At 52.9% G+C, this 26,300-nt stretch carries 22 protein-coding genes; 7 read left to right on the forward strand and 15 right to left on the reverse strand.

Annotation, left to right across the window (positions count from 1 at the left end):
* Positions 1 to 1,083 (reverse strand): nitrogen regulation protein NR(II), encoded by a 1,083-nt coding sequence (gene glnL / locus LC073_RS18980; RefSeq protein WP_226648892.1) that lies wholly within the window; start codon positions 1,081 to 1,083, stop codon positions 1 to 3.
* 94 nt (positions 1,084 to 1,177) lie between these two features.
* Between glnL and LC073_RS18985 the strand changes: the two genes are divergently transcribed.
* A complete protein-coding gene (locus LC073_RS18985; protein WP_226648893.1) occupies positions 1,178 to 1,339 on the forward strand; it encodes a hypothetical protein in 162 nt (53 codons plus the stop codon).
* Between the two features lie 97 nt (positions 1,340 to 1,436).
* Here LC073_RS18985 and LC073_RS18990 read toward each other — a convergent pair whose 3' ends face one another.
* The gene (locus LC073_RS18990) at positions 1,437 to 2,087 is read right to left on the reverse strand and encodes a DUF4124 domain-containing protein (protein WP_226648894.1); all 651 of its coding nucleotides are present in this window, start codon (positions 2,085 to 2,087) and stop codon (positions 1,437 to 1,439) included.
* A gap of 219 nt (positions 2,088 to 2,306) precedes the next feature.
* On the reverse strand, positions 2,307 to 3,713 hold the full coding sequence (gene glnA, locus LC073_RS18995) for a glutamate--ammonia ligase (protein ID WP_226648895.1): 1,407 nt from the start codon (positions 3,711 to 3,713) through the stop codon (positions 2,307 to 2,309).
* A 319-nt stretch (positions 3,714 to 4,032) separates the two neighbouring features.
* Between glnA and thiI the strand changes: the two genes are divergently transcribed.
* The 3 genes from thiI (at position 4,033) to LC073_RS19010 (ending at position 10,022) form a co-directional block, all read left to right on the forward strand.
* Positions 4,033 to 5,517 (forward strand): tRNA uracil 4-sulfurtransferase ThiI, encoded by a 1,485-nt coding sequence (gene thiI / locus LC073_RS19000; protein WP_226648896.1) that lies wholly within the window; start codon positions 4,033 to 4,035, stop codon positions 5,515 to 5,517.
* Between the two features lie 213 nt (positions 5,518 to 5,730).
* On the forward strand, positions 5,731 to 7,539 hold the full coding sequence (gene typA / locus LC073_RS19005; protein WP_226648897.1) for a translational GTPase TypA: 1,809 nt from the start codon (positions 5,731 to 5,733) through the stop codon (positions 7,537 to 7,539).
* 512 nt (positions 7,540 to 8,051) lie between these two features.
* On the forward strand, positions 8,052 to 10,022 hold the full coding sequence (locus LC073_RS19010) for a glycosyl hydrolase family 18 protein (protein ID WP_226648898.1): 1,971 nt from the start codon (positions 8,052 to 8,054) through the stop codon (positions 10,020 to 10,022).
* A gap of 375 nt (positions 10,023 to 10,397) precedes the next feature.
* On the opposite strand, the gene LC073_RS19015 is transcribed toward LC073_RS19010, so the two are convergent.
* From LC073_RS19015 to LC073_RS19025, 3 genes are all read right to left on the reverse strand, one after another.
* Complete coding sequence (locus LC073_RS19015) at positions 10,398 to 10,790, reverse strand: DUF1801 domain-containing protein (protein ID WP_226648900.1); 393 nt, start codon at positions 10,788 to 10,790, stop codon at positions 10,398 to 10,400.
* A gap of 430 nt (positions 10,791 to 11,220) precedes the next feature.
* Positions 11,221 to 11,841, reverse strand: a complete 621-nt coding sequence (locus tag LC073_RS19020; RefSeq protein ID WP_226648902.1) for a class I SAM-dependent methyltransferase — start codon at positions 11,839 to 11,841, stop codon at positions 11,221 to 11,223.
* Positions 11,842 to 11,974: 133 nt separating this feature from the next.
* Positions 11,975 to 12,493, reverse strand: a complete 519-nt coding sequence (locus tag LC073_RS19025) for a macro domain-containing protein (protein ID WP_226648904.1) — start codon at positions 12,491 to 12,493, stop codon at positions 11,975 to 11,977.
* 167 nt (positions 12,494 to 12,660) lie between these two features.
* Between LC073_RS19025 and LC073_RS19030 the strand changes: the two genes are divergently transcribed.
* Positions 12,661 to 13,737, forward strand: a complete 1,077-nt coding sequence (locus LC073_RS19030) for a sensor domain-containing diguanylate cyclase (RefSeq protein ID WP_226648906.1) — start codon at positions 12,661 to 12,663, stop codon at positions 13,735 to 13,737.
* 1 nt (position 13,738) lies between these two features.
* Here the strand turns inward: LC073_RS19030 and LC073_RS19035 are convergent, their stop codons facing one another.
* The 8 genes from LC073_RS19035 to LC073_RS19070 form a co-directional block, all read right to left on the reverse strand.
* Positions 13,739 to 14,509: a VIT1/CCC1 transporter family protein gene (locus LC073_RS19035; protein WP_226648907.1), complete on the reverse strand. Its 771-nt coding sequence runs from the start codon at positions 14,507 to 14,509 to the stop codon at positions 13,739 to 13,741.
* Positions 14,510 to 14,664: 155 nt separating this feature from the next.
* Positions 14,665 to 15,444 (reverse strand): hypothetical protein, encoded by a 780-nt coding sequence (locus tag LC073_RS19040; RefSeq protein ID WP_226648909.1) that lies wholly within the window; start codon positions 15,442 to 15,444, stop codon positions 14,665 to 14,667.
* A gap of 18 nt (positions 15,445 to 15,462) precedes the next feature.
* Positions 15,463 to 16,038: a DUF4234 domain-containing protein gene (locus tag LC073_RS19045; RefSeq protein ID WP_226648910.1), complete on the reverse strand. Its 576-nt coding sequence runs from the start codon at positions 16,036 to 16,038 to the stop codon at positions 15,463 to 15,465.
* Positions 16,039 to 16,150: 112 nt separating this feature from the next.
* A complete protein-coding gene (locus tag LC073_RS19050; RefSeq protein WP_226648911.1) occupies positions 16,151 to 18,043 on the reverse strand; it encodes a DUF885 domain-containing protein in 1,893 nt (630 codons plus the stop codon).
* Positions 18,044 to 18,174: 131 nt separating this feature from the next.
* Positions 18,175 to 19,056: a mechanosensitive ion channel family protein gene (locus LC073_RS19055; RefSeq protein ID WP_226648912.1), complete on the reverse strand. Its 882-nt coding sequence runs from the start codon at positions 19,054 to 19,056 to the stop codon at positions 18,175 to 18,177.
* Between the two features lie 77 nt (positions 19,057 to 19,133).
* Entirely contained in the window at positions 19,134 to 19,727 is a 594-nt protein-coding gene (locus tag LC073_RS19060; RefSeq protein ID WP_226648913.1) for a DNA-3-methyladenine glycosylase I, read from the reverse strand.
* Between the two features lie 181 nt (positions 19,728 to 19,908).
* Positions 19,909 to 20,898 carry an SDR family oxidoreductase gene (locus tag LC073_RS19065; RefSeq protein WP_226648914.1) on the reverse strand — a complete coding sequence of 330 codons (990 nt, stop codon included), beginning with the start codon at positions 20,896 to 20,898 and terminating at the stop codon, positions 19,909 to 19,911.
* A gap of 226 nt (positions 20,899 to 21,124) precedes the next feature.
* Positions 21,125 to 23,233 carry a prolyl oligopeptidase family serine peptidase gene (locus LC073_RS19070; RefSeq protein WP_226648915.1) on the reverse strand — a complete coding sequence of 703 codons (2,109 nt, stop codon included), beginning with the start codon at positions 23,231 to 23,233 and terminating at the stop codon, positions 21,125 to 21,127.
* Between the two features lie 86 nt (positions 23,234 to 23,319).
* Here LC073_RS19070 and dtd point away from each other — a divergent pair, with 86 nt between their 5' ends.
* Together dtd and LC073_RS19080 are read left to right on the forward strand one after the other, a co-directional pair.
* Positions 23,320 to 23,757, forward strand: coding sequence for a D-aminoacyl-tRNA deacylase (gene dtd / locus LC073_RS19075; RefSeq protein ID WP_226648916.1), 438 nt, complete (start codon positions 23,320 to 23,322; stop codon positions 23,755 to 23,757).
* 126 nt (positions 23,758 to 23,883) lie between these two features.
* Positions 23,884 to 24,405: a GNAT family N-acetyltransferase gene (locus tag LC073_RS19080; protein WP_226648917.1), complete on the forward strand. Its 522-nt coding sequence runs from the start codon at positions 23,884 to 23,886 to the stop codon at positions 24,403 to 24,405.
* 31 nt (positions 24,406 to 24,436) lie between these two features.
* Here the strand turns inward: LC073_RS19080 and LC073_RS19085 are convergent, their stop codons facing one another.
* Positions 24,437 to 25,435 (reverse strand): beta-propeller fold lactonase family protein, encoded by a 999-nt coding sequence (locus LC073_RS19085; RefSeq protein ID WP_226648918.1) that lies wholly within the window; start codon positions 25,433 to 25,435, stop codon positions 24,437 to 24,439.
* Between the last annotated feature and the right edge of the window lie 865 nt (positions 25,436 to 26,300).

Here is a 26,300-nt window from a genome sequence, read left to right on the forward strand (position 1 = left end):
CTAGGTTCCTGTATTGGCTGATTCGGTAACAAGTGGCAGGTAAATCTGGAAGACGCTACGACCCGGTCGGCTGTCGCATTTAATTAAGCCACGATGTTGGTTGATGATGTTTTGGGAGATAGAAAGCCCCAGTCCCGAACCCTCGGCGCGCCCGGAAATCATCGGGAAAAAAATACGCTCGCGAATTTCCTCGGGAATCCCCGGGCCGTTGTCTTCAATTTCAATGCGACAAACCAGCGGACAGTGGCGTCGACCGATGGTGAACTGGCGTTGCACTCGGGTGCGCAACACGATTTCCCCATTGGCGAGGCCGATGCTCTCATCGATAGCCTGCATGGCATTGCGGGCGATATTCAACAAAGCCTGGATCAACTGCTCTGGGTCCGCCGGTACATCGGGAATTGAGGGGTCATAATCCCGGCGAATTTGCAACTCCCCCCCGCACTCGGCCTCGACCAGTTGTGCCACCCGCTCGAGTATCTCGTGTACATTGCTGGGCACCAGTTGTACCGGCTGGCGGGGTCCCAGCAGGCGATCCACCAAATTCCGTAGGCGATCTACCTCTTCAATAATGATCTGGGTGTACTCTTCCAGCGAGGCATCGGGCAGTTCACGCTGCAGTAGCTGTGCGGCGCCACGAATCCCACCGAGGGGATTTTTCACCTCGTGGGCCATGCCCCGCACCAGATTGCGTGCGGTCTCTTGAGTGCTGAGCAAGGCATCTTCGCGGGCGATGCGCAGGAGGCGATCCATCGGCTGTACCTCCACCAACAACAACCCCAGCTCCGGCACGGGGCTGACGGAGTAATCCACGGTACGCATTTTCAGGTTATGCAGACGCCAGCGGGCGCGGCGCACGGTAAATCGCTCACCACTGTGAAGAGCGTTGTGCAGCGCCTTTTCTGCGGCGGCGGATTCCCGCACCACCTCCCCCAGAGGCATACCCTCGACTCTTGCATTGGAGGCGGCCAGTAGATCCTCGGCGGCATTGTTGAGGTAGCAAAGCGATAACCGGTCATCCAGTACCAATACCGCTGAAGTAAGACTGTCTAATAGCTGTCGCAGCTGGAGATCATTGAGCATTCAATCGTTTCCGCTTTTTAACGGGGCCAGGGCACTCTCCTGCGCCCGGCGCGATAAACCCTTGTGTTCTAGCCAGTGCAAAAAGCAAACCAAAATGGCGCACAGGATTATCTGGGAGCACGCCCTGAGCCCGCAGGGCCCTCCCCAGACTTTAAGAATGCACGACAATGAAACTCATCAAGCCGCCACAGGCACCGGCAATATTGTTGTGGAGAAAGCATGTGCGCACCATATTAGTGCGCAGAGCAAAATTTAACCAGATCGATTGTGGGGAGAAGACGCCACCGCAAAAAAGTTTATTTGCGGTGGCGGCATACAAGGGGCCGTTTAAATGGAGTGGCTTAGGCAGTGAATCAGGGAGTGGGCTGAGCCTGGGGGATACCCGGCCCCACCGGAGCTTTGGGAGCCTGCGGTGCGCGCGGTGCCGGGTTGTCCGGCAGCTTACCGCCCGGGCGTTTCACATAGAGAGTAATCACCTGGGATTGGGCCAGTACCTGGCCGTTGCCATCGGTGAGCACCGCCTGCACGGTGTGTGTGCCCCGCTCCAGCAGAGAGATATCCAAACCCGCTCCCGAGGAGCTACCACTCCAGGGCTTGCCATCCACCACCGCAAAAAAACTCGCCCCCTCAGGATACACCGGCTGTACATCCACCTGTAGCGGAATAAAACGCTGTCCTGGCGGGACAGTGGCGCCATTCAGAGGACTCACTATCTGGATAGAAACCGGGCCAGAGTAACCATCCTTATCCTTGTCAGTTTGATCTTTTGGCGACATCTTGCGGGTTGGCAGGGCGCGTGGTAAAGCGATGGGCTGGACGTTGATCGGGGCCAACTCCACCTTTTGCGCCTGCCCATTGGGGGGCGGTGTATCACTGAAAGTCACCTGGCCATCGGGGCCGACAACCTTGTAAATGGTACTAGAGGTAGTTCCGCCATCGGTGCCGGCAAGGGCCACCAGGGGAACGGCAAGCATAAATGCCTGCAACAGTTTTAAATATCCCATAACTCAATCAGCCGCGAAGCGGTACTCCATGTGCTTGCCTATTGAACAGGCTCCGATCTGCAGAGAGGTGGGCTTTCTAATCCACGGAGCGCTGTATCGGCCATAGACGGCGAAAGTAACCACCTCAAGACAGTTTACCCCCCAATAAAAAAGCCCGCACCAGGGAGGGGCGGGCTTTTCGAGAACGGCTCAGCGGCATCGGCGTGATGCCGCCCGCCATTACACGGAGTAGTACATATCGAACTCGACCGGGTGAGTGGTCATGTTCAAACGCTCAACCTCGGCACGCTTGAGTTCGATGTAAGCATCGATGGCGTCGTCGGTGAATACACCGCCCTCGGTGAGGAAGGCACGGTCCTGATCCAGCGCATCCAGGGCACCTTCCAGGCTGGAGGCAACGGTCGGGTACTCGGCCAGCTCTTCCGGCGGCAGGTCGTACAAGTCCTTGTCGGCGGCGTCGCCGGGGTGGATCTTGTTCTTGACGCCGTCGAGGCCCGCCATCAGCAGTGCTGCGAACGCCAGGTAGGGGTTGGCGGTCGGGTCCGGGAAGCGGGTTTCGATGCGCTTGCCCTTCGGCGAAGTCACGTACGGAATGCGGATGGAAGCGGAACGGTTGCGCGCAGAGTAGGCCAGGATAACCGGCGCTTCGAAGCCGGGCACCAGACGCTTATAGGAGTTGGTGGATGCGTTACAGATCGCATTCAGGGCGCGCGCGTGCTTGATGATACCGCCGATGTAGTAAAGGGCGGTTTCGGACAGACCCGCATAGACGTCGCCAGCAAACTGGTTGACGCCGTCCTTGGTGAAGGACTGGTGTACGTGCATACCGGAGCCGTTATCGCCCACCAGCGGCTTGGGCATAAAGGTCGCGGTCTTTCCGTAGGCGTGGGCCACATTGTGCACAGCGTACTTGAGGATCTGTACTTCGTCAGCCTTCTTGGTCAGGGTGTTGGCGGCAACGCCAATCTCACACTGGCCGGCAGTGCCCACTTCGTGGTGGTGTACTTCAACGCGCAGACCCATCTGCTCCATGGCGGAACACATAGCGGCGCGCACGTCGTGCAGGGAGTCCACCGGAGGCACCGGGAAGTAACCGCCTTTAACACCCGGGCGGTGACCAATATTGCCCTCGGCAAAGCTGTGACCGGAAGACCAGGCCGCCTCTTCGGAGTTGATCTTGTAGAAGGCGCCACCCATTTCGGCACCCCAGGTGATGTCGTCGAATACGAAGAACTCGGGCTCGGGGCCGAACAGCGCGGTGTCACCCAGGCCGGTGGACTTCAGGTATTCCTCGGCGCGCAGTGCGATGGAACGCGGGTCGCGCTCATAGCCCTGACCGGTGATTGGGTCGACGATGTTACAGCGAATAATAACGGTGCTCTCGTCGGTGAAGGGATCGAGGAAAGCGGTCTCATCATCCGGCATCAGAATCATGTCGGACTCGTTGATGCCTTTCCAGCCAGCGATAGAGGAGCCGTCAAACATCTTGCCCTCTTCGAAGAACTCGTCGTTAACCTCCGACACGGGGATGGATACGTGCTGTTCTTTACCCTTGGTGTCGGTGAAGCGCAGGTCTATCCACTTTGCCTCACTCTCTTTAATCAAACCGAGCGTTTTCGCTGACATTGCTGTCCTCCAGGTCTTGAAAAGTATTTGGTCGCTATGCCTTTGCTGCCGGCATTCGCTCTTTACCTGGCGTGAAATAAAGCAAAGAGTGTGCCAAATTAGGGCAGTGGCGTCGCGGCGGCGACTGGTGCCGGTGCGGGCCCCAGCACTGGGCCGACTGGGGCAGGATAGATGTATTGGGGCCGACCAGCCATAACTAAATGCACCAACTTGGCACATTTGCTCTCCCGCTCGCGCAGAAACAGTGCACGACCAACTTGGCTCCGGCTAGTTTATAATGCCGCACCTTCTATCAACATGCGGTACCCCACGGATTCCCATGCACTTTGTCGTCAAGTTTTTCCCCGAGATCACCATCAAGAGCAACCCGGTGCGCAAGCGTATGTCGCGCCAGCTCAAGGACAACCTACAGCGCCTGCTGCGCCAGCTGGACGACCGTATCCAGGTGCGCAAAGACTGGGAAAAGATCGATGTGATCGCCCCGGACGCTGTGGCCCACCTTGGCAGCCGTATCGAAGAGGTGCTTTCTCACACTCCCGGCATCGCCAACTTTTCCCGCGTGCGGCAGTTTCCTCTAGGCGACCTGCACGATATGTACGAGAAAACCCTTTCGGTGTGGGGCCCCGCCCTCAAGGACAAGACCTTCTGCGTGCGGGTAAAACGCACCGGCAACCACGACTTTAAGTCCTTGGATGTGGAGCAATACGTGGGCGGTGGCCTCAACAAGAATACCGAGGCGGCCGGGGTAAAACTGAAAAACCCGGATATCACGGTAAAACTGGAAATCCGCCACGACAAGCTCAACGTGGTCGAGGAACAGCACCCCGGCCTCGGCGGCTTTCCCCTGGGCACCCAGGACCCGGTGCTGTCACTGGTCTCCGGTGGTTTCGATTCCACTGTGGCCAGCTACCTGACCATGAAGCGCGGAATCCGCACCCACTTCCTTTTCTTCAACTTGGGTGGGCGCCAGCACGAGTTGGGCGTTAAGGAAGTCGCCTACTACCTGTGGAACAAATACGGCGCTTCCCACCGGGTGCGCTTCGTCACTGTACCCTTCGATGAGGTGGTGGCGGAAATCCTCGAGCGCGTCGACGACTCGCATATGGGCGTGATCCTAAAGCGTATGATGCTGCGCGCCGCAGAAGTTATCGCGAAAGAGCTGGAAGTGGACGCGGTGGTGACCGGTGAGGCCATCGCCCAGGTTTCCAGCCAGACCCTGAAAAACCTGTCGGTGATCGACAGCGTCACCGATACCCTGGTGCTGCGCCCGCTGATCACCAGCGATAAGACCGATATCATCCGCACCTCACGGGAGATCGGCACCGAGGAGTTCGCCGCAAATATGCCCGAATACTGCGGTGTGATTTCGGTGAAGCCCACCACTCGCGCCAAGATTGAGAAAGTGGAGTCCGAGGAGAACCGCTTCGACTTCACCATCCTCGACCGCGCCATCGGCAACCGCTCGATTCAGAATATCGACGAGGTGATCGAAGAGGTGGACGGCGAAGCGCCGGAAGTGGAAATCCGCGAGGAGGCCGGCAACGCAGTGGTAATCGATATCCGCCACCCGGACGAGGAGGAGATGGACCCTCTGGAGCTGGAAGGCACCGAGGTGCAGACCATCCCCTTCTATCGCCTGAATAACAATTTCGCCAAACTGGATCAGGAGCGCGAGTACCTGCTCTACTGTGCCCGCGGCGTAATGAGCCGCTTGCACGCCTCACACCTGCTGGACGAGGGCTTCCGCAATGTGGGCGTACTGCGCCCGCAGATCCCACACCGGCCCGAAGGCATCAAGAAGTAATTATCTGGCGCGGGCGACAGCTTCGCCCGCGCCCTCCTCCCCGGCCTCTTTCCAGAGCCACTAGTCTGAACGCGACCGGTGATTTTTTACCCAAAATCACTCCCATTTGTCATGCGGCCCCCCTATAATCGCCGCCTTTGGCCGGAATGCTGCTGTAGAAACCCCGCAGGCCCCCGCCCCGATTTACCAAGATTTAACGCCCAGAGGCCCCCAGTGATAGAGAATCTGCGCAATATTGCGATTATTGCCCACGTAGACCACGGCAAAACCACCCTGGTGGACAAGCTGCTGTCCCAGTCCGGCACACTCGACCGCCGCGACGAAGGCGCCGAGCGGGTCATGGACTCCAACGACCAGGAGAGAGAGCGCGGCATTACCATCCTCGCCAAGAACACCGCTATTCGCTGGAACGACTACCGTATCAACATCGTCGACACCCCTGGGCACGCCGACTTTGGCGGTGAGGTAGAGCGCGTACTGTCCATGGTCGACTCCGTATTACTGCTGGTAGACGCGGTGGACGGCCCCATGCCGCAGACCCGTTTCGTAACCCAGAAAGCCTTCGAGCAGGGCCTCAACCCCATCGTGGTCATCAACAAGATCGACCGCCCCGGCGCTCGCCCCGACTGGGTAATGGACCAGGTATTCGACCTGTTTGACAGCCTCGGCGCCACCGATGAGCAGCTGGACTTCCCGGTTGTCTACGCCTCCGCCCTGAATGGCATCGCCGGTCTCGACGACACCGATCTGGCCGACGATATGACCCCGCTGTTCCAAATGATCGTGGACAAGGTTGAGCCGCCCAAGGTCGACCCCAAAGGCGCTTTCCAGATGCAGATTTCCGCCCTGGATTACTCCAGCTATGTGGGCGTTATCGGCGTTGGCCGCATTACCCGCGGTACTCTGAACCCCAACCAACAGGTGGTAGTGCTGGACCGCGATGGCAAATCCCGCAAAGCCAAGGTTCTGCAGGTGATGGGTTACCTGGGCCTGGAGCGTACCGAAGTGGAGCAGGCCAGCGCCGGCGATATCGTCTGTATCACCGGTGTGGGCGAACTGAATATCTCCGATACCCTGTGCGACCCGGACACCCCGGAAGCCCTGCCCGCCCTGAGCGTTGATGAGCCCACCGTGAGTATGACTTTCCAGGTCAACGACTCTCCCTTTGCCGGTCAGGACGGCAAGTTCGTTACCTCCCGCAATATCAAGGAGCGCCTGGAACAGGAGCTGATCCACAACGTGGCCCTGCGTGTGGAACAGGGCGATTCCCCGGACAAATTCCGCGTTTCCGGCCGCGGCGAATTGCACCTGTCGGTATTGATCGAGAGCATGCGCCGCGAAGGCTTCGAGCTGGGTGTATCCCGTCCGGAAGTGGTGCAGAAAGAGGTGGATGGCGAAATCCATGAACCCTATGAAGAAGTGGTAATCGACGTTGAAGACCAGCACCAGGGCCCGATTATGGAAGAGCTGGGTCTGCGCAAGGCCGAGCTGACCAATATGGAGCCGGATGGCAAGGGCCGCGTGCGCCTGACCTTTATCGTGCCCTCCCGCGGCATGATCGGTTTCCGCAACCAGTTCCTGACCCTGACCAGCGGCTCAGGCATTATGACCAGCATCTTCGACCACTACGGCCCGGTAAAACAGGGTGAGGTGGCCAAGCGCATCAACGGCGTACTGGTATCCATGGTAAAGGGCAAGACTCTGGCCTATGCATTGTTCGCCCTGCAGGACCGCGGACGCCTGTTCCTCGGCCACGGCGAAGATATTTATGAAGGCCAGGTTATCGGCATCCACTCCCGCGGCAACGACCTGGTGGTAAACCCCACCAAGGGCAAGCAGCTCACTAATATCCGTGCCGCCGGTACTGACGAGGCCCTGACTCTCACTCCGCCCATCCGTCACACCCTGGAGCAGGCGCTGGAGTTTATTGAAGAGGATGAGCTGGTTGAGGTAACTCCCAGCCATATCCGCATACGCAAAAAAATCCTGCAGGAAAATATGCGTAAGCGCACGAAGAAATAATTGATATTTTCTTCAGTTTGAAAAGGGCCCTATAGGGCCCTTTTTTGTTTTTACATTTGGCGTCAGGTCGCACTTAAAATCTAAGCGACCTCGAAAAATTCTTTATGCGGGTAGCCGGCATTTATTGCCAATTATTGAATGCAGGCACTGAGAGCTCTGTCTCGAAAAATGCCTCAGGATACAACCCCGGCCAACACCATTTTTATTTTTTTTGCCTATATCATAAAAATTAATTCTTAAATAAATCCAAGAATTCGACCATCACTACCAAGTATTCGCTGCATAAACTCCAATATGGCAGAAACGGATTTTATCCTGCAAAAAGCAGTTTACATTTTTATTCTTTCACTTTTCTTGCACAATTTACTGGGGAAAACCGTCTATTTACCGCGGTTTTCTCAGTTTCATGCGGAACTTTTACCTCCCCAATTTTTTCCAATTTCCTCAACGATAAAGTTCAGTTCTATAACACTAAGTTTCATCATAATTAAGGCCCATGGGAGGTCACTGCAATGTTTTCTTTCCTGCAATCTCAGGATCGAACAGGGATGTTAGTGGGGTGCCGCAATGAGCGCGGATTTGGATTAAAAAAAGTAGCAACGCTTGCCGCGGCCCTCGTGTTGAGTGCAAATGTCAGCGCTCAGGAGACCAAACGTGTTTCGGCCTATTGGGCCGACTGGGAGTATTGGGCCGACTCCTCCTTCACCCACGATAACGTGGATTTTTCCAAACTGACCCATGTGCAATACGCCTTTGCCTGGAATGACGTAGAGGGCACCATCTACTTCACCGATCCCTATGTCTTTTATGGACTGGGGGCTCAATCTTTCTCCGGCGGCGCCGGCAATGGCCCGGTCAAGTGCTCACCGCCGTTCTGGCATCCCTACAGTCAGTACGACTCGAGCAAGCAGGACGCGGTCTGTCAGGGCTGGAACGATCACGAATCGGGCTTTGTAAAGTCGGTACACGATGATGGTGCCAAGGCGATTCTCTCTGTGGGCGGTTGGACCCTCTCGCATAAAGTTTCTGAGATGATGGAAAGTGCCAGCGCTCGTGCGGCCTTTATCGAAAATGCGGTAACGCTAATAACCGACTGGGATTTCGATGGGCTCGACCTCGACTTCGAATACCCGGGCTATGCGCCCAATGGCGGCCGTTCGATCGACAAAGACAACTTCACCACACTGCTCAAGGAATTGCGTGAACGTTTCGATGAAGTCGAAGCCGAGACCGGCAAGCGCCTGGAACTGACCGCCGCCGTCGCTTGCGGCCCGTCGATTGCACAAGAGGGCTACGATTTTGCCGAGGTCGGCGCAACACTCGACTACGTCAACCTGATGACCTATGACTTCGGTGGCGACTGGGACTCAGTAGCTCAGCATACCTCTCCACTGTACCCCTATGCCGGCCAGGTTAACGAAGGCTTCGACGCGGACAGCTGCCGCAACATGTGGATGACTGAAGGCAATATTCCCTCCGAGAAAATCATCCTGGGTATGTCCCACTATGGTCGTAGCGTGGCCGGTGCCACCGCGATCGGTGAAGCCGCATCGGGACAAGATGTCGCTCACTGGGGTTCCGACACCGAAACACGCTACTACCAAATCGTCGAAAAGATGCAGAGTGATTCATCATTCCAGACTGCATACGACCCGGAAGCGGTAACCCACTATGGGTGGTTCCCGGATGGCGGCTTCATTTCCTTCGAGGACACCACCTCAATCGCCGAGCGTTCCCGTTACGTTGTCGATCAAGACCTGGGCGGTGTAATGATCTGGCAGCTCCGGGGCGGCATGCTGCGCGAGAATAACCAATACCAATATCCACTTCTGGATGCGGCGCTAGAGGTCTTCGGACAAGGCGGATCAAGCTCTGGAGATGATGGCAACGGAGACACTGGCAACACGGGTGACACTGGAAATACCGGCGACAACGGAAATACTGGTGATACCGGGGACACCGGAGATTCGGGTGACACTGGCGATAGCGGCAACACTGGAAATACCGGAGAAACCGGCGATAGCGGCAGCAGCGGAAATACTGCCTGCGAAGCGTTTGAGCAGCCCTATGCTGGCGATCCAGGCTATGCAATCGGTGATGTTGTTGTCTTCGAAGGTGTCGCCTACGAATCCACCCATGAGCCAAACTGGTGGTCTCCGAGTGCGGCGCCATCGTTGTGGAGTGAAACCACCTGTCAAACAAGCGGCGACGGCTCTGGCAACGACTCCGATACAGGGTCTGACGATAGCACCGACACCGGCTCCGATAATGGCTCTGATGACAGCTCGGATGACAACACCAATGGCGACGAAGGTTCGGCAGCCTCCTGCCCCGAGTTCCAACAGCCCTACGCGGGTGACGCCGGCTATGAAGTTGGTGATCGGGTAACTTTTGAAGGCCAGGTGTACGTCTCTACCTTTGGACCCAACTGGTGGTCCCCGACTGCAGCACCCCAGTATTGGGAAGCGAGTTCCTGTCAATAACCTGGACACGCTTACACTTGTGAAATTCTTAAGGAAAATATGCGTAAGCGAGTAGTTGGAATTTTTCCTGGACATCTATAAAAGGGCCTTAGAGGGCCCTTTTTTATTTTTTGGCGACGAAACATTATGTAGAAAATTAAATCGCTAACGAGAGTCCCTACCCATAAACAAGCACCAGCAAATACTCATCGGTGAATCGGTTCCCCACAAGTAACACCTAAAGAATCAGCTCCCAGCCCATGAAATCCACTCAGAGTCACTAAATTTTTTAGTGTAATGCCGTTTCTCGATTTAAAAAATTTTCGTATGCCATACGCTAGGATATTGAAGACAACTTATACCCCGGAATTTATTGATGTTAAGATCCGATGTGTCTTACTCTGCACTCATCCATTGCCTAATAAGCTCTTTGAATTTATCTGTGTGAGATTCTATTTTCGCTGCATCTTGGAAATGAATGACACCACGATCGGCCGCTTTCCAATCCACCAAACCTGTCTCATCGGTAAATTTAAATCCTTCGATAGGCTTTGATTTTGCGCCCCGGTGAAGCACAACTTGAAGGACATTTTTAGGCTGTAATTTGAATGTTACTCTATCGTCATCACCGCCGATCAGGCGAAAGCTTGGCGCATTCCACTTAATACCTTCCAAGACCTTACCTACAGACAGTACTATTTTACGAAGTCGTTCAATATCGGATTTGCGTGGATGATCACATTGGGCCATCCACTCGTTGACGGTCATGGTGCTTATATTCTTGGACATACGCCCTCCAGGGTTACTTGGTTAGCCGCACCAACAGTTTGAATGCTTTCGTTTTATGTGCTCCTAAATTAGACGTTTTTAGATATCTACGCATAGGTCACAGCGATCAATGAAGCTTTACCAAAATCCGGCGGAACACACAAAAAGTATTTCTCCCAGTCTAGGTCCAAAAGAACTCGCGAAGGAAGGTTGCCACACCTTGGAACTCTTTTTAACGAAGCCCGTATTCGCGGGCCTAGGTAAAGATAGCGACAGAATTAAGATTGACGCTCATGAAATACCGTTCATCATCAAGCCCTGTTTCATTCTAAACTCTGCTTTCATCTTCAATAATTATTATTCTGAAAAGATAGGTTCAAATACCTTTTTACCGAATGTGTCAACTCTTCACAGTTTTCCTTGTACACTCGACCTAGACCAAATCTATAGCTTAAAGAAATTTCACCGCCAACCTACCAAACCGACTACAAGGTATAATTTCAGCTCCTGGAATCAAACTGGCAAGACGAGATTCTGAGTAATGATCGGACCTCACCCCTTTGTCCGTAAGAATTGATTTTTCAGTGACTTTTTTTATACCAAAACCAATTTTTTGATAAAATTCTATGCGCTCTTCTATGGAATTGTCGGAAAAAACACTGACGATGATTCTACCCTCGGCCACACAAGCTTTTTGCATATTCGCTAATACCCTGCCTGGAGGATAAATATTCCCCATGGTGTTATACATTGAAATAGCAACGTCATATTTATTTTCTGGAATATATTTTTTTGCGTCAGCAACGATAAAATTTAGGATATTACTTTTATTAAGCTTTCTCGCACTCTCGATGTGTTCAAGATCAATATCGATACCAAACCCCTTTTTCAACCGGGGCTCTAGCATTCTGAGATGACGGCCATTACCGCAACCAAAGTCGATTAACGCAGAACCTCTGGGTACAAGCTCTTGTAAAAGGCGGTTTTCTTCATTGAGATACTCACCAAGATTTGAGTATTTGTATACCTTATCGATCAAATCACCGATATCGTACGGAACACCGACTGCCATAGCTCACTATTTCACTCCAAAATACTTGATTCTGTCCTGATAAAGCACACGGGATAGCTGCAGAGAAATAGGAAATATAGAATCTAAAGTCAGCACTGAAACACCAATTCTTATGCTTTGAGCAATGGTACTTTCACGCCGCAAAAAAACGTTTTTCGACCTTTTTCCACTCCCCTAACGCGGCGGGGGAATGCAGACAGACAATGATTTGTTCAAACTGCGTCACCCGCTTCTTCAGTACCTCTAGAGCCTGATGCGCGGCGATAGTATGGGGAAAACGGTTGGTACCCGCACCCAGAGCAGGGAAAAGAATACGTTTCAGACCTCGCTCTGCCGCCAGACGCAACACACTTTCATAGCATCGCCGCAGCTGACCGATCGCCTGGGCACCCCATTGGTCACCACTACTCCATTGGGGCGTAACGGTGTGCAATAAGTAATCCACCGGCAAATGAAAAGCCTGCGTGAGACGCGCCTCCCCCACCGCGCACTCCGGTTGTTGCTCACACTGGACAGCAAGGTCCTGGCCACCCTGGGCATAGACCTGGGCCGAAAGGCCACGCCCACGAATCAGATGTTTGTGTGCGGGGCACACCAACGCGTCACCGCGTAACTTCAGGATATTGCCCCAAGTCAGATGAATTTGTGTCACGGCTTCTCAGTTCTAACGTTTGCTTTACAGATACTGTAGCTCGCAGCTTTGGTCCCCGGACGAATCCTCCTATACTCGGCGCTACTTCACTCCGCCGGTGAAAAAGGTGACAAGTATCGTGCTCAAGGCCGGTGGAAGTTGCAGTCTGTACAGCAACAGAGACGACTATGAACTCAGGGTATAAAAAGCATAACCCCTCTATGAACACGCCCGTGGAAGAGTTGGAGCGTATCGATCTACGCCGCCGCATCATGGCCTCTTCTTATATGTTAATTTTTGCCATGGCGGTAACCGGTGCCATGGCGGTGATCGCCCTGAGCGCCACCGATATTCTGCAGGCCACAACCCTCTCGGCTGCTGCAGTAGTGATACTCTGCGCTTATGTCACCATTAATGTGATGGGCCCAAGCCAAAAAACGCCGTTGCTTGTCGGCATTCTTTTGCTGGTGCTCTACTTTTATCTGCTGTTATCTGGCGGAGTTAACAATACAGGTCTGATGTGGGCGGTGATGTTGGTCCCTGGATTTATCAATCTATACGGCTATAAGACCGGCACGGTCGCACTTATCGCCATCGGCCTGGTTACCGCTATGGCGCTTTTCTACCCGGATTTTCCCGGCCTGAAAGCGGAGTACGATACCGCCTATCGCGCACGTTTTATTGCGGTCTTTGGCGCGCTCACTGCGCTCACCGCACTACTCGATAGCAGCCGCCACCACACCCAGGAGTTACTCGAGCGCCTGACCGGTGAACTGGAAAAAAGCGCCTCCACCGATGCCCTCACCGGGCTGGCGAACCGTCGCGAGGCCTACCGGGCAATCCACGATATGGAGCGGCGCAACAAGGAACTACAGGGCAGCTATGTGATACTGATTGGCGACCTGGACAACTTCAAAAGTATTAACGATACCTACGGCCACGGCTTTGGTGACCGCATCCTGCAGGACGTAGCGAAAATTCTCGAAGAAAATACCCGCACCGAGGATATTGTCGCCCGTTGGGGCGGAGAGGAATTTCTGTTGCTATTGCCAAATACCGATGTGCGCGGTGGCACTGTGCTGGCGGAAAAGCTGCGCCGTAAAGTGGAAGCCCTGAGTCGCCGTTACGTGCAGCCAGTGAAGGTTTCCATCAGTTTTGGCGTGGTTGAGGGCAGCGGCAACTCCCACAACCAACTGCTAGCGGAAGCGGACAGGCGTATGTACCGGGCAAAGAACAGCGGCCGCAACCGGGTGGTGGCAGCCTAAATCAAGCGATAACGTCGCGCAGGAAGAAGCCAACGGCGAGTGCCAGCGCGGCAGCACCACCACCAAACAACAAGGTTTTGAGCCCCGCCATCCACACTCTTTGGGAAAATACCAGGCCCTTACACAGACCGATGGCGAAGAAGGTAAAAGCCGCCAGAATAACGCTACTGTAAAACTGTTGTGACGGGTTGAGTGGCGCAAGCAGATAGGGCAATAGCGGCACAGTACCGATGCCGATAAATGCTAAAAAAGTCACCAGGGCACTGCCCAGAGGTTTGCGTGTTGTGCGGCTGATTCCGTATTCTTCTGCCAGCATGGTCTCTATCCACAATTGGCGGTTAGCGGTGATGGTGGCAACAATCTCATCCAGCACCTGTCCGCGAAACCCCTTGCGTTGGAATATTTGGCGAATCTCCTCCCGCTCCCCTTCGGGTACCAGCTCGATATGCTCGCGTTCGACGCGCGTCGCCGCTGCAGCCTGTTCCCGCTCGACACTGACGGCCTCGTAATTACTCACCGCCATGCTGAAACCATCCGCAATTAGGTTGGCGAATCCCATCACCAACACCACCGATTCGGAGAAACCCGCGCCGAAAGCGCCGGCCACTATGGCGAATGTGGTAACACAGCCATCAATGGCTCCGAGAACAAAATCGGAAACACGCTGGGATTTGGGCCCCCGCCCCAAACGGGCGTGAATACGCTCGGGGCGATGCTCCTCAAGCAGCGCGCGCCGGGATAAATCCTCTCCCTCTTTCTCCCGATCTTTCATACTGCAGGCCCGATACCGGGGCGCAAAAGAAGCTCCGGGCCAAGGATCATGGCGGAGCTATAGAAGTCGAGTGACCAAGTGATTAAATAACTCCCGACCAACTCACAACCCTCTGCCTTTTTTCCGCACATTACCTTGGCCCCAATTAGCCCGGTTTATTTCACGATAAAACTACCCCTGTCGACACCGGTGTTTCCGGTTTTTGCGTCATAAGCGTAAACCAGAATTTCGTAGACGCCGGGTAAATCTGTGGCGAAGGGGGCGCTGAAGGTATTCATCGTGTCCTGGATTTTCAGCGGTATTGTGGCAAATTCACCCCCATCTTTTTTTATCAGAGCAGTGACTTCGAGCTTGCTGCCATCCCACAGGCCGCCATCGGTGAAAGGACAGCCGCACATCATCACCACATTGGCGCGGATCTCGAAAGGACTCTGATCCAAGCCGGTATAGAGGTGAGTCTGCGGGCTGAGTAGGTCCACCACCATACCGGGGATTTCTACAATCAAGCCCTCGCCGCTGATGGGCTTGCCCGGTACCAGCCAAGTCTGAGTCTGTGCCACAACGCGAGCCTGCTTCTTGATATAGGGCGCCAGTACCTCGACGGTAAGAAACACTGGCTCGCTGATATCCAGATTAGTGGTGAATTTAGCAGCCCCCTCAGCGATAGGCACATAGCGCTCTCGCGGGGTCTTCATGATCTTACCGGTGTCCCCGGTACTTCCCTGGGTCAGGCCCTGAGCGAGAATTTCCCCGGTATCTGCCGCACGGATAATGACCATGGCACCCCCAATGGAGGAACCGATAAACTTAGCGTCCTTGGCTTTGGCACGCACGGTGATCTCTGTAGTTGTTACTTGGGCAGTTGTATTGGCCCAGAGGGGCGCAGCGGCTATCTGAGCAATAAAAACACAGAGAAATATGGCTATTTTTTTCATTTAAATTCCTTATCTAGATCACAAAAACATTATATAGGCCCCAAAAAGGAAAACGCACCAAATCACAGCACCAAAGAATAACCAGAGACAATTCAATAGTGTGAATTTTTTATTGGACCCTCCTTTTTCATCTCCACAAGCAATATTTGCGGCCATTTGCGCAGAGAGTAATGGCAATGCAATTACCGGCACCATAATCAAACTGATAAGATCCAGAATTGTCAATTCCTCAGAGACCGAGGACAAGCGATCACTAAAATAGCTGAGCAGGACAACCACAATATAAATAATGGCCATCACTTTTGGCCGCCATTTGTGAGGCCTTTCAGCCTCTTCGAGACGAGCCTGGATAGTGATAAACAAAGGGTAGGCAAAAAAAACAGAAAATATCGCGCGCATTACTGGCAACATGGTTTCACCACTAGCACGCTTATATTCTTTCCAGTGACGATAAAACCAATAAATAGAATAAATACCGAAAGTGCCAAAATATAACACCAGAAACTTGGCCTTCGACACCACATAAAATTCTGACCCTCCGGCAGAATTATTTTCCAGGTTGGCCTCTGGAGCACTATAGATGTTGCTATCCATTTCGGACCTCAAACAAAACAGAGAAATAACAATTTGCTGAATTATTGGGCTGAAGATTCGCCCATTAAAAAAGCCGGGCTGTGCCCGGCTTTTTCAGCGGTTAGGCTGGCTCTTAAGCGCTCTTAACAGAGTCCACCCAGGCAGCCACACGGTTTTCCAAAACCGGTACCGGCAGGGCTCCGCCGCCCAGTATGGTGTCGTGGAAACCGCGGATATCGAACTTATTCCCCAGCTGTTCCTCGGCCTGCTTGCGCAGTTCCTGGATTTTCAGCATACCGATTTTGTAAGCGGTAGCCTGTCCCGGCCATACCAGGTAGCGGCGTACTTCGGAGCGCACTGCGGTTTCGGGAATCGCAGAGTTTTCCAGGAAGTACTCCACCGCCTGCTCCTCACTCCAGCCCTTGGCGTGCATGCCAGTGTCCACTACCAAGCGGATGGCCCGCCACATTTCGGCAGTCAGGTGGCCAAACAGGTTATAGGGGTCCTGATAAGCACCCATTTCCTTGGCCAGCTTCTCGGAATAGAGTGCCCAGCCTTCCACATACACGGTGAAGTGGGCCTGGGTACGAAACTGTGGAATGTCCTCAAGCTCCTGCGCGATGGAAATCTGCATATGGTGGCCGGGATTGCCCTCGTGGTAGGCCACGGTTTCCATATCGGTGGTGGAATAGGCGCTCATATCGGACAGGTGCGCATAGTAGATACCCGGGCGGGAACCATCCGGGGTGCCCGGATAATAGTGCTGGGCACCGCCATCCTGCTCGCGGAAGGATTCCACTCGCTTAACCACCAGCTCGGCCTTCGGCAACAGACCGAAGTATTGCGGCAGCTTCTTGGTAATATTGTCGAGGAATGCCGTGGAGTCATCCAGGTAGCCCTGGCGGCCATCATCGGTGTTGGGGTAGTAGAACTGACCGTCTTCCCGGATAAAAGTGAAGAATTCCTGCAGGCTGCCTTCGAAGCCGACTTTCTTCTTGATAGATTCCATCTCACCGCGGATACGCGCTACTTCCTTGAGACCGATATTATGGATCTCATCGGCGGTTAGACTGGTAGTGGTGGTGTCGGCTAGGCGCTGGTTGTAATAGGCCATACCGTTCGGCAGGCTGCTGGCCCCTTGAGGCTCCGCAGAGGCCTTTTGCACGTCTTTTTCCAACCAGACGATCAGGTTTTTATAAGCGGGTAAGAACTTGGTCTCCAGCGCCTTGCGCGCATCGACGGTCAGCTGGTCGGCCTGCTTCTGGTCGATCTTGCCGGCCTCCAGTAGCTCGGCGATCTTGCCTTTGGCGCCGGCCCACAGAGGTGCATCGTCGCCATCGGTGAAGGGGGCACCGTTAATCAATTTGCTGGATTGCTCTATCGCGCCCTCGTAGGCAAAGCGCGGTGGGCGGATACCTTCTTTGGCAGCCTGTTCGGCGCGCTCACGCAGTTGATCAATCGCGCGGGAGATTCCGCTGATACGGGCGATATACGCCTGCATATCCTCGATATTATCTACCTGATGGAAGTTCAACAGAAAGTTCGGCAGCTGTGACTGCATTCCGCCCATCTGTTCGAAGATATAGCCGTGGTTCTTGAAAGGCTCAGCAGCTTTGGCCTGCTCGAACTGATAAATCCAGATATCGTAGGAAGTTTTCCCTTCCTGACTCAGCTTGTTGTAGTCGAAGTTCTTCTTGAGTTCGGCAACGGTCTTTTCCACCCATGCCAGCTTTCGCGCCTCGGCGGCCTCGCTCATATCGTCGATCTGGTCGTACTGCTCCTTGCGACCTAGATAGGATAACTGCATAGGACTGAACTGCAGCTGCTCTTCATAACGCGCATCCAGCCACTCTGTTAGGCGCTTGGTCTCTGCCACTGCATCTACGGTGACAGAGGCCTCGGCAACGGCACTTTGAGCTTTATCGGCATTCGCTTCTGTCTGAGCGCTCTTATCGCCCTGACAGCCCGCGAGGATAGCGACAGCCAGCAGGCTGGGGATCAAAGGGTTGTTCAGCTTAATCGGCATTTTCCTATCTCGGTCAAAAGTTGTACAAAAAAACGCCGCTAACTTTGACACGAAATCTTAGAACTGTCGATTCGGGCTCTTCCAAACGCTATTTCTGTGCGTCGAGCCGAAGGGCTGTGGGGGTTTTCACCTCAGCTGGCGGGACTGTCGGAGTCCAGTGTTATAGCCTTTGTCTGGGTAGGGGAGTCCGAATCGGGCCGCTGTGTAGTCTTTTGCACGATGTGCAGCTCCCGCTGGGGAAAAGGGATCGTCAGGCCCGCAGCCTCCAGAGCGGGTTTCAGGCGTTTCATTAGTGTCCAATACACATCCCAGTACTCCCCGGTCGCAGTCCACACGCGCAGGTGCAGGTTGACCGCGCTATCTCCCAGGGCACGAACCGCGTAGTTGGGTTGCGGTTCTGCGAGTATGCGCGGCTCATCCGCGACCAAGCGGCGCAACACCTCCATTCCCGTTTCGATATCATCTCCGTACGCAATGCTTGCCACTATTTCGATGCGCCGAGTCTGATTGTGGCTGTAATTGGTGAGAGTCTGCCCCCAAATAGTACTGTTCGGCGCTGTGATCCGCAGGCCATCGCTGGTATCGAGCGAAGTGGTAAAGAGGCCCACCTGGCGCACTGTGCCCATAGTCTGGCCGAACTGAATCACATCGCCGACACGGAAAGGACGCAAACTCAGCAGAATAAAACCCGCAGCAATATTTTGCAGGGTATCCTTCAATGCCAACCCCACTGCCAGACCGGTGGCACCCAGTAGGGCGATCAGACTCGTGGTATTGATCCCAAACACATCCAGGACCACCATTGCCCCGATAATATAAATGGCCCAGATAGCAATATTGCGCAATACCGGTACTAGGGTCGCATCGAGCCGACCAGTTAATCGGCCTATGGCACGCCGTGCCAGTTGGGCCACCCCCAAAGTCACTACAATAACCAAAAGAGCAGCTCCCAGCCGCAAAAATCCGGAAATAAACAAAGGCCAATAATTCTCAAATATGCGATCCAGGCTCATGGCAGCCTCCTTTTTAGGAGTGAATGACCTGAGAATAAAGACCAAACCCGGTTTATTCTCAATCCCATTTGAATTTTTTAAATTAACCCCTCCGCCTCGGCTTGATCCAAGCAACTCTGTCTCGCTGGGCAAGAATGCAGGTGATCGTTAACCATACCAGTCGCCTGCATATGGGCATACATAATGGTAGAGCCAACAAAACTAAAACCGGCTTTTTTCAGTGCCTTGCTCATCGCGTCCGATTCCGCGGTGCTGGCCGGTACCTGCTTGAGAGAGCAGGGACGGTTTACTATGACCTTGCCATCGGTAAACTGCCAGAGAAAGTCTGAGAGTGATTGCCCCTTTTCCCGCAAGGCCAGAGTTGCGCGGGCATTTTTCACCGCGGACTCCACCTTGAGACGATTGCGTATAATCCCCGGGTCCTGCAATAATTTCTCTATTTTACGTGGTGTATAGCGCGCAATTTTTTCTGCATCGAAATTATCGAAAAGACGGCGATAGTTTTCCCGCTTATTTAATACGGTAATCCATGACAACCCCGCCTGCGCCCCCTCCAACAACAGAAATTCAAACAAGGTGGCCTCATCGGTTACCGGGCGGCCCCACTCCTCGTCGTGGTAGCGTTGATATAGCGGGGTGGATAAACACCAGCCACAGCGCTTCTCTTCCATAATAGGCTCCTAGAATTTATGTTCCTTAATCTCAAGTAGTGACAGTGCCCGGTATAAATGCCAGGCAATGCCAATTAAACAGGAGAGGATTGGCGCTATTGCGCCCCGGAAAAGAAATAGTGCTGGATCAATTGCAAAACCAACAACAAAGAAACTAGGATAAAAATAATATTACTGCGATTCACTTTATCTCCAACAAATTTTGCTCTACCAACCAGTCGCGACATTCGCGCAACATGGTATCGAGTGCCACCTTTGATTGATAGCCGAGTTCCCGCTCCGCCTTAGCACTGCTGGCCACGACCCGGCGTGTGACCAGGGTAGCCTTCTCTGGGGTAATTACCGGCTCTTTCCCACTCACCCGCGACCACACCTCGGAAAACCAGGCGATAGACTGAATTATGAAGGCAGGGGTTGTATGCTTAGGCACGGGCTTGTGCAGCAACTCGGCTATTTTCCCAAAAAACTCCAGAAAACTGGCATCGGTGCCAGCGAGTATATAATTCTCACCACAACGCCCCTTTTCAACCGCATCGATATGCGCTCGCGCCACCGCACTTGCATGACAAAAAGAGCCCCAACCCGGCGGCACACCCGGCAGCTGATTCTTGTCGATTAGAAAAAACGTCTGTGCCCAGCTGCTGGTATCGAATTTCCCCACAATCGCACAGGGGTTAAGAAATACTACATCCAATCCCTTGTCGATCTCTTTTCGTACTGCAATTTCCTCTCGCTTTTTGGTATACAGATAGTGATGGCGAGGATCGTCCGCGCGCTTTTCACTTTCTTCTGTAATGGTTTCTTTATGATAGCCGTAGGCGGAAATCGAGCTGGTCACAATCATGCGGCCAACCTTTTTCTCTCTCGCGACCTGTGCAATATTCACCGCCCCTTCAACATTATCCTTCCACTGCTGGGCATTGCCACCGCGCCACATACTGGTGTTGGCCGCCATATGGAAAAGAGCATCGACATCGTTTGGAATGGCCGCTCGCAATGATTCTGGATCGTCCAGTGAGGCCTCAACCAATTCCGCTCCCATGGCGCTAAGCCTGTCGGTATTGGAAGTTTTGCGATGCATGGCAGTTACCCGCCAGCCATCGGCCTTCAGCTGCTCAATTAGGTTGGATCCGAGGAAACCACTTCCCCCGGTCACGAATGCATGTTTCATAGATCCACCGGATGATTATTATTTGTTATTTATACCCAGTGATAACTTCCACCAAGACTTCCGCACCCCGGGAGGGCAAACCGCAGGCAGTACTACAGTTTTGGCAGAGCGGGCTGTGCACCAACATTAATGATGAAACAGCCACTAAATTAAACTCAATCTGAAGTTATTGACCGGGAGCCATATATTGCCCCCGGTATTCCATAAATTGGTTTGATTCGAAAGGCTACTCGATTTTCATACCCAGCTGGTAGGCGAGGAAGCTCCACTGGTTGGCAAAGTCTTCCACCTGCATCCACACCGGCTTGCCCGCACCATGGCCAGCCCGCGTCTCCACCGCGAGCCATACCGGCTTGTCACAAGCCTGATCCCGCTGCAGGGCGGCGGCAAACTTGTAGCTGTGCCAGGGCACTACACGATCATCGCGATCGGCGGTAGTGATTAGGGTGGCCGGATAGCAAGTGCCTTGGCGGGTATTGTGTACCGGGGAGTAAGCGTGCAGCGCCTTAAATTCCTCGCGATTTTCGCTCAGACCGTAGTCACTGGACCACTGGCGTGCGTTGGCGGAAGCGGTGTGGTAGCGCAGCATGTCGAGCACGCCCACTACCGGCAGTGCCGCGGCAAACAGGTCCGGGCGCTGTACCAGTGTCGCGCCCGCAAGCAGTCCACCATTGGAACGCCCACTGATACCCAGCTTTTCCGGAGAGGTAACCTTCTCCTTGATCAGCCACTCAGCGGCGGCGATAAAGTCATCGAAGACATTCTGCTTCTGAGTCTTGGTGCCAGCCTGATGCCAGGCATCGCCGTATTCGCTGCCGCCGCGTAAGTTTGCCAGCGCCAGAGTACCCCCCATATCCAACCAACCCACGAAACGGTTGTAGAAGCGCGGCAGCTGGGCGGAATTAAATCCACCATATCCATACAACAATGTTGGGTTTGAGCCATCGCGCTTCATACCCTTCTTATGCACCAGGAACAAAGGCACACGGGTGCCGTCCTTGCTCTTATAAAAGTGCTGGCTCACGGTCAAGTCAGAGAAGTCCGCCGCGTATTTTGGCTGCTTGAACAGCTTGCTCTCACCGGTTTGCACATCCAGATGATAGATACTCGGCGGGGTGATAAAGTTTGAGAAAGAATAAAAAGTCTCCACCTCATCCGGCTCACCGTAAAAGCCTTTCACCGAGCCCACGCCGGGCAGCTTCAGCTCGTACTGTTTCTTACCATTGGTATCGGTTACCAGGACCCGCGACTTGGCATCTTTCAAATAGTGCAGTACGAAACGGTCGCCAATATAGCTGGCACTCTGCAGGGCGCTGTCTGTCTGCGGCACCAGGTCTCGCCAGTTTTTGCGCAGCGGCTTCGCCAGGTCAATTGCGATTACCCGGCCCAGTGGCGCACCCGCGCTGGTCTCGAAAAAGAAGGTACTGCCCTTATTACCGAGAAACTGATAGAGACCATCCCAGTCATCCAGCAACTTGATGACCTTACCGTTTTCATCGCGAAGATCGCGGTAGTAGAAACCATTGGAGTCGTAACCATCGAAGATACTGAACAGCAGATAATTCCCATCATCGCTCACCTCGGCATCGGGATTGCGGGTGGGGTGATCGGTGATGCTGTATACCAATTGGTCCCTATCCTGAGCATCTCCCAGGCGATGGAAATAGACCGCCACCTGCTTGCTATCGTCAGCACTGCCATCCTTATTGAATGGATAGCGACTGTAGTAGAAACCCGATTCATCAGGTGTCCAACTGGCATCACTGAACTTAATACCAGTGAGTTGCTCCTTCAGGTCCTTGCCGGTCTTTAAATCTCGAATACGATAGTCCGTCCAGTCGGTGCCGCCATCAGAGATACCGTAAGCCAGATAATGCCCCTTGGGGCTGACCTTGAGACGTTTGGCGGCGATGGTGCCGTCTTCACTCAGGCTGCGCGGGTCCAGCATGGGCTTACCTTCCTGGGCAAGCTCCCCGGTGCGGTAGAAGATATTCTGATCCCAGTCACCGTTGTTGTAGTCGTAGTAGTAGCTATCCCCTTTCTTGTAAGGCATGCCATAGCGCTCATAGCGCCACAGCTCCGTAAGGCGGTCGTTGATCTTCTGCCAGCCTGGCAGATCCTTCAGGCGAGGTAGCGCATGCTTATTTTGTGCCTTGACCCACTCCTTCACCTCTTCGCTAGACATATCCTCCATCCAACGATAGGGGTCAGATACCTCGACACCGAAGTATTCATCCACATGCTCAATGGACTGGCTCTTTGGGTAGGTTTCCACCGCCTGCACACCGGCTGTGGCCAAGGCCCCAGCCAGGAGTGCCATTAACTGTTTCTTCATACGGTATTCTCGGTTTCTCTGCGTGAATCAGTCCGCTAATCTAGGCGATTTATTCACAGGGTTCCAGAGAGACAGAGAGGTCTGAGATGAAAGGATTGATCCAACGGGTCAGCCACGCCCGCGTAGAAGTGTCTGGTCAGTCGGTGGGCGCGATTGAGCACGGCATACTCTTACTGTTGGGAGTGGAGTCCAAAGACAACCGTGAAAGCGCGGACAAGTTACTACACAAGGTGCTGAATTATCGGATTTTTCCCGATGAAAACGGCCGTATGAATCACAGTGTGCAACAGGCTAGCGGTGGGCTCCTTGTCGTCAGCCAGTTTACTCTCGTTGCTGAAACGGAACGCGGCCTTCGCCCCAGTTTTAGTCGTGGCGCCAGCCCACAACATGCCGAGGGCCTGTACAATTATTTTCTTGAGCGTGCTAATGCCCAATTTGCTCCAGTAGCCAGCGGAATTTTCGCGGCGGATATGCAAGTCTCTCTTCTCAATGACGGCCCGGTTACCTTTATGCTGGAAACCTGAATCCGGTGTGAAATTCATTTTCCAAGCCTGAAATGCCGGAGTGAAATCTCGCAAACCTGTTAAATAAAGACTGTAGTGTTAAAGAAGCACCTCGCGAAGGATTCCATAATCAGGGAGAAAAACCATATGTGGTTAACGGTAACGGAAGATATTTATCTGGACTTTCTACAGGAAGAAGATTCCCAGGAAATTTTTTATCTAATAGAAGATAATCGCCCTCTTTTGGAAAAATATCTGTATTGGGCTAAATCCGTACAGGATCTGGAATCGACCAAGCAATATATTTGTCAGCGTATCTACAGCAATCACATTGGTTCCGCCTGGTATAAGATCATTTGTGATAACAAACTCTCCGAAATAATCGGCGTCAAAGCAATTGATCAACAAAACAGGAACGCCGAAATTGGCTACTGGCTCTCAGCTCACTGTCAGGGCAGAGGTGTTATGGCGAAAGTTGTGACAAGAATTTGCGAAGAGCTAAAAAATCAAGCTGGTGTGGCCCAGCTAAAAATACAGTGCCTCTCGGAAAATACCGCCAGTATTGCCGTCGCAAGACGAGCCGGTGGAATTCACAGCGGTACCATTCCGGCATATCATACAATCGATGGAAAGTCTCAGGATCTGATGATTTACACCATCGCCCTCTAAAAACAATCACTTTTAAAAAAATATTCATAGTTTACTGGGGCTGAATGGTTATCGGACTCCACCCCATACCGTCAGCCCCCTGACCAGCCCTGAATATCCTCTTGATTTCCCATTTGCCGGTATCTATCTCAACCACTTTACCGTCTCTCTGTGAGCCGACATACAGAAACTTACCATCGGGGGAAAAAAGAAGAGAAGCCGGCTCCCGCGCGGCGGCAGAACCAAGGTCAATACTCTGCAGCTCTTTACGACTCGCCACATCGTAAATCACCACACGATTTCCCTGCTGGTCTGCAACCGCAACCAACTTGCCTTGCGGATGGAATCGTATACGGATTGGAAGATAGTCCACATCGATAGCGTCCTTCTTCTCTAAGTTAGCCGTCTCAAAAATAAGAATATTCTTCGATCGATTGTTACCTATCCACAACTCTTTCCCATCAGGGCTGACCCAAACCGCCTCAGGACCATCACCGGCAGGCAGAGTCTTTTTCAAGGTCATCGTGTCCGTATCAATCACGCTGAAGGTATCCGAGCCACGGCTGGTGACGTATGCGGTTTTATAATCAGGAGATAAAGCCAGGAGGTGGCTACCTATCTGATCTGTTGATACAGAACCGAGTACCTTTCCAGAGGCTATATCAACCTTGATCACATCATGGGATTCTTCGGTAGTCACTATGAGATCATTGCCATCGCCCAGCCACGCTATGCCGTGAGGGCCCATATGAGGACTAATATCGATGAGACTTAAGCGCTTACCCGTAGCCACATCAAAGACGTTTAGCTCCTCCCCCACGTAGCCGTCTTCCAGGTAGGAAACCACCACAACCTTGGATTGATCCGGGGACAAAACAAGCTCATGCGGAGCCCCACCGGTTTCTGTCCGCTTGATCTCCTTCCCACTTTCAAGATTAATAAAGCTGACTGTTCCTTCATATTTATTACCCACAATTAGGGTACTCGCGAATATAAAACTACTCGGCAACAGGCACAGCAAAATCAAGCTATAAGGAATTAACAAGCGCACTAGAGCACCTCACACTTGGCCCCAACCGGAAGTTATTCACAAGGCACAACAATTTAGGCGTCCATGGCCTGTCAGTATAGTTAAAGGCGCAAAGCATCCTTTAGGATGTCCCAAAAAGATTTCTTTGACCGTGCAGTTTCATTAACTCTAGTGCTAGATGTAATAACTACTAACAGAATCCATGGACAGACCTGTGCATAACTCCGGGATATCCACTCTCAGGCCCCTGTTTCCGTGGGGCCCTTTTCAACGGGTAAAAAAACACCAGCCTTTTATCCACGTTCCACAACCTGGCGTTATTAACAGAAAGTCTGGATAGACTTGTGTATAACTGCGGTATATCCACGCCAGGGCCCATGGTTGCTCAGGCTCACCAAAACGTGCAAAAAATCACCGGTGTTTTTATTGGTATTACTGTGTCAGTTTTTTCAGCGCAATGATTTTTTTGTGCTAAACCGTATTTTTTAATTTCGGGTAATTTTTTGGGATAGGTGAGCGGCGGATTAAATAAAGTGTCGTATTTTTTCGTTTTCCTATTTTTTACTTTATAAAAATGATTAGGAAAGCACTTTGTTTACAGGGGTAAAAGCCTCTTGGCTTTTGCCAAGCTTTTTATTTTTCTAGGATTTTCTTCGAGTTGGATTTTTCAGCGAGAGTATTGCGAGTAAAAATTTGACTGGGGTTTGGCTGGAGTTTTTCTTTTTTCTCTTTTTTCCAAACCGCGTTTTTATTCTATTTTTTTATTGTCGGCTTTTATTATTTTATTAACTATTTTTCCGCACATAAAAAAAGGGCCACCCAGTGGGTGGCCCTTTCGGATTAGAAGCCTGACGATGACCTACTCTCACATGGGGAGACCCCACAC

It is taken from the genome of Microbulbifer variabilis (genome assembly GCF_020524905.1).
In the GTDB taxonomy this organism is placed as follows: Bacteria; Pseudomonadota; Gammaproteobacteria; order Pseudomonadales; family Cellvibrionaceae; genus Microbulbifer; species Microbulbifer variabilis_A.

Bases quoted from the DNA above. Each gene is read 5' to 3' on its own strand.
- glnA (WP_226648895.1), bottom strand. From the start codon at position 3,713: ATGTCAGCGAAAACGCTCGGTTTGATTAAAGAGAGTGAGGCAAAGTGG.
- LC073_RS19035 (WP_226648907.1), bottom strand. From the start codon at position 14,509: ATGAAAGATCGGGAGAAAGAGGGAGAGGATTTATCCCGGCGCGCGCTG.
- LC073_RS19060 (WP_226648913.1), bottom strand. From the start codon at position 19,727: ATGGAAGAGAAGCGCTGTGGCTGGTGTTTATCCACCCCGCTATATCAA.
- LC073_RS18990 (WP_226648894.1), bottom strand. From the start codon at position 2,087: ATGGGATATTTAAAACTGTTGCAGGCATTTATGCTTGCCGTTCCCCTG.
- LC073_RS19015 (WP_226648900.1), bottom strand. From the start codon at position 10,790: ATGTCCAAGAATATAAGCACCATGACCGTCAACGAGTGGATGGCCCAA.
- LC073_RS19040 (WP_226648909.1), bottom strand. From the start codon at position 15,444: ATGAAAAAAATAGCCATATTTCTCTGTGTTTTTATTGCTCAGATAGCC.
- LC073_RS19080 (WP_226648917.1), top strand. From the start codon at position 23,884: ATGTGGTTAACGGTAACGGAAGATATTTATCTGGACTTTCTACAGGAA.
- LC073_RS19010 (WP_226648898.1), top strand. From the start codon at position 8,052: ATGTTTTCTTTCCTGCAATCTCAGGATCGAACAGGGATGTTAGTGGGG.
- LC073_RS19070 (WP_226648915.1), bottom strand. From the start codon at position 23,233: ATGAAGAAACAGTTAATGGCACTCCTGGCTGGGGCCTTGGCCACAGCC.
- LC073_RS19030 (WP_226648906.1), top strand. From the start codon at position 12,661: ATGAACTCAGGGTATAAAAAGCATAACCCCTCTATGAACACGCCCGTG.
- LC073_RS18985 (WP_226648893.1), top strand. From the start codon at position 1,178: ATGGCGCACAGGATTATCTGGGAGCACGCCCTGAGCCCGCAGGGCCCT.
- LC073_RS19050 (WP_226648911.1), bottom strand. From the start codon at position 18,043: ATGCCGATTAAGCTGAACAACCCTTTGATCCCCAGCCTGCTGGCTGTC.
- LC073_RS19065 (WP_226648914.1), bottom strand. From the start codon at position 20,898: ATGAAACATGCATTCGTGACCGGGGGAAGTGGTTTCCTCGGATCCAAC.
- dtd (WP_226648916.1), top strand. From the start codon at position 23,320: ATGAAAGGATTGATCCAACGGGTCAGCCACGCCCGCGTAGAAGTGTCT.
- LC073_RS19045 (WP_226648910.1), bottom strand. From the start codon at position 16,038: ATGGATAGCAACATCTATAGTGCTCCAGAGGCCAACCTGGAAAATAAT.
- thiI (WP_226648896.1), top strand. From the start codon at position 4,033: ATGCACTTTGTCGTCAAGTTTTTCCCCGAGATCACCATCAAGAGCAAC.
- LC073_RS19020 (WP_226648902.1), bottom strand. From the start codon at position 11,841: ATGGCAGTCGGTGTTCCGTACGATATCGGTGATTTGATCGATAAGGTA.
- LC073_RS19055 (WP_226648912.1), bottom strand. From the start codon at position 19,056: ATGAGCCTGGATCGCATATTTGAGAATTATTGGCCTTTGTTTATTTCC.
- glnL (WP_226648892.1), bottom strand. From the start codon at position 1,083: ATGCTCAATGATCTCCAGCTGCGACAGCTATTAGACAGTCTTACTTCA.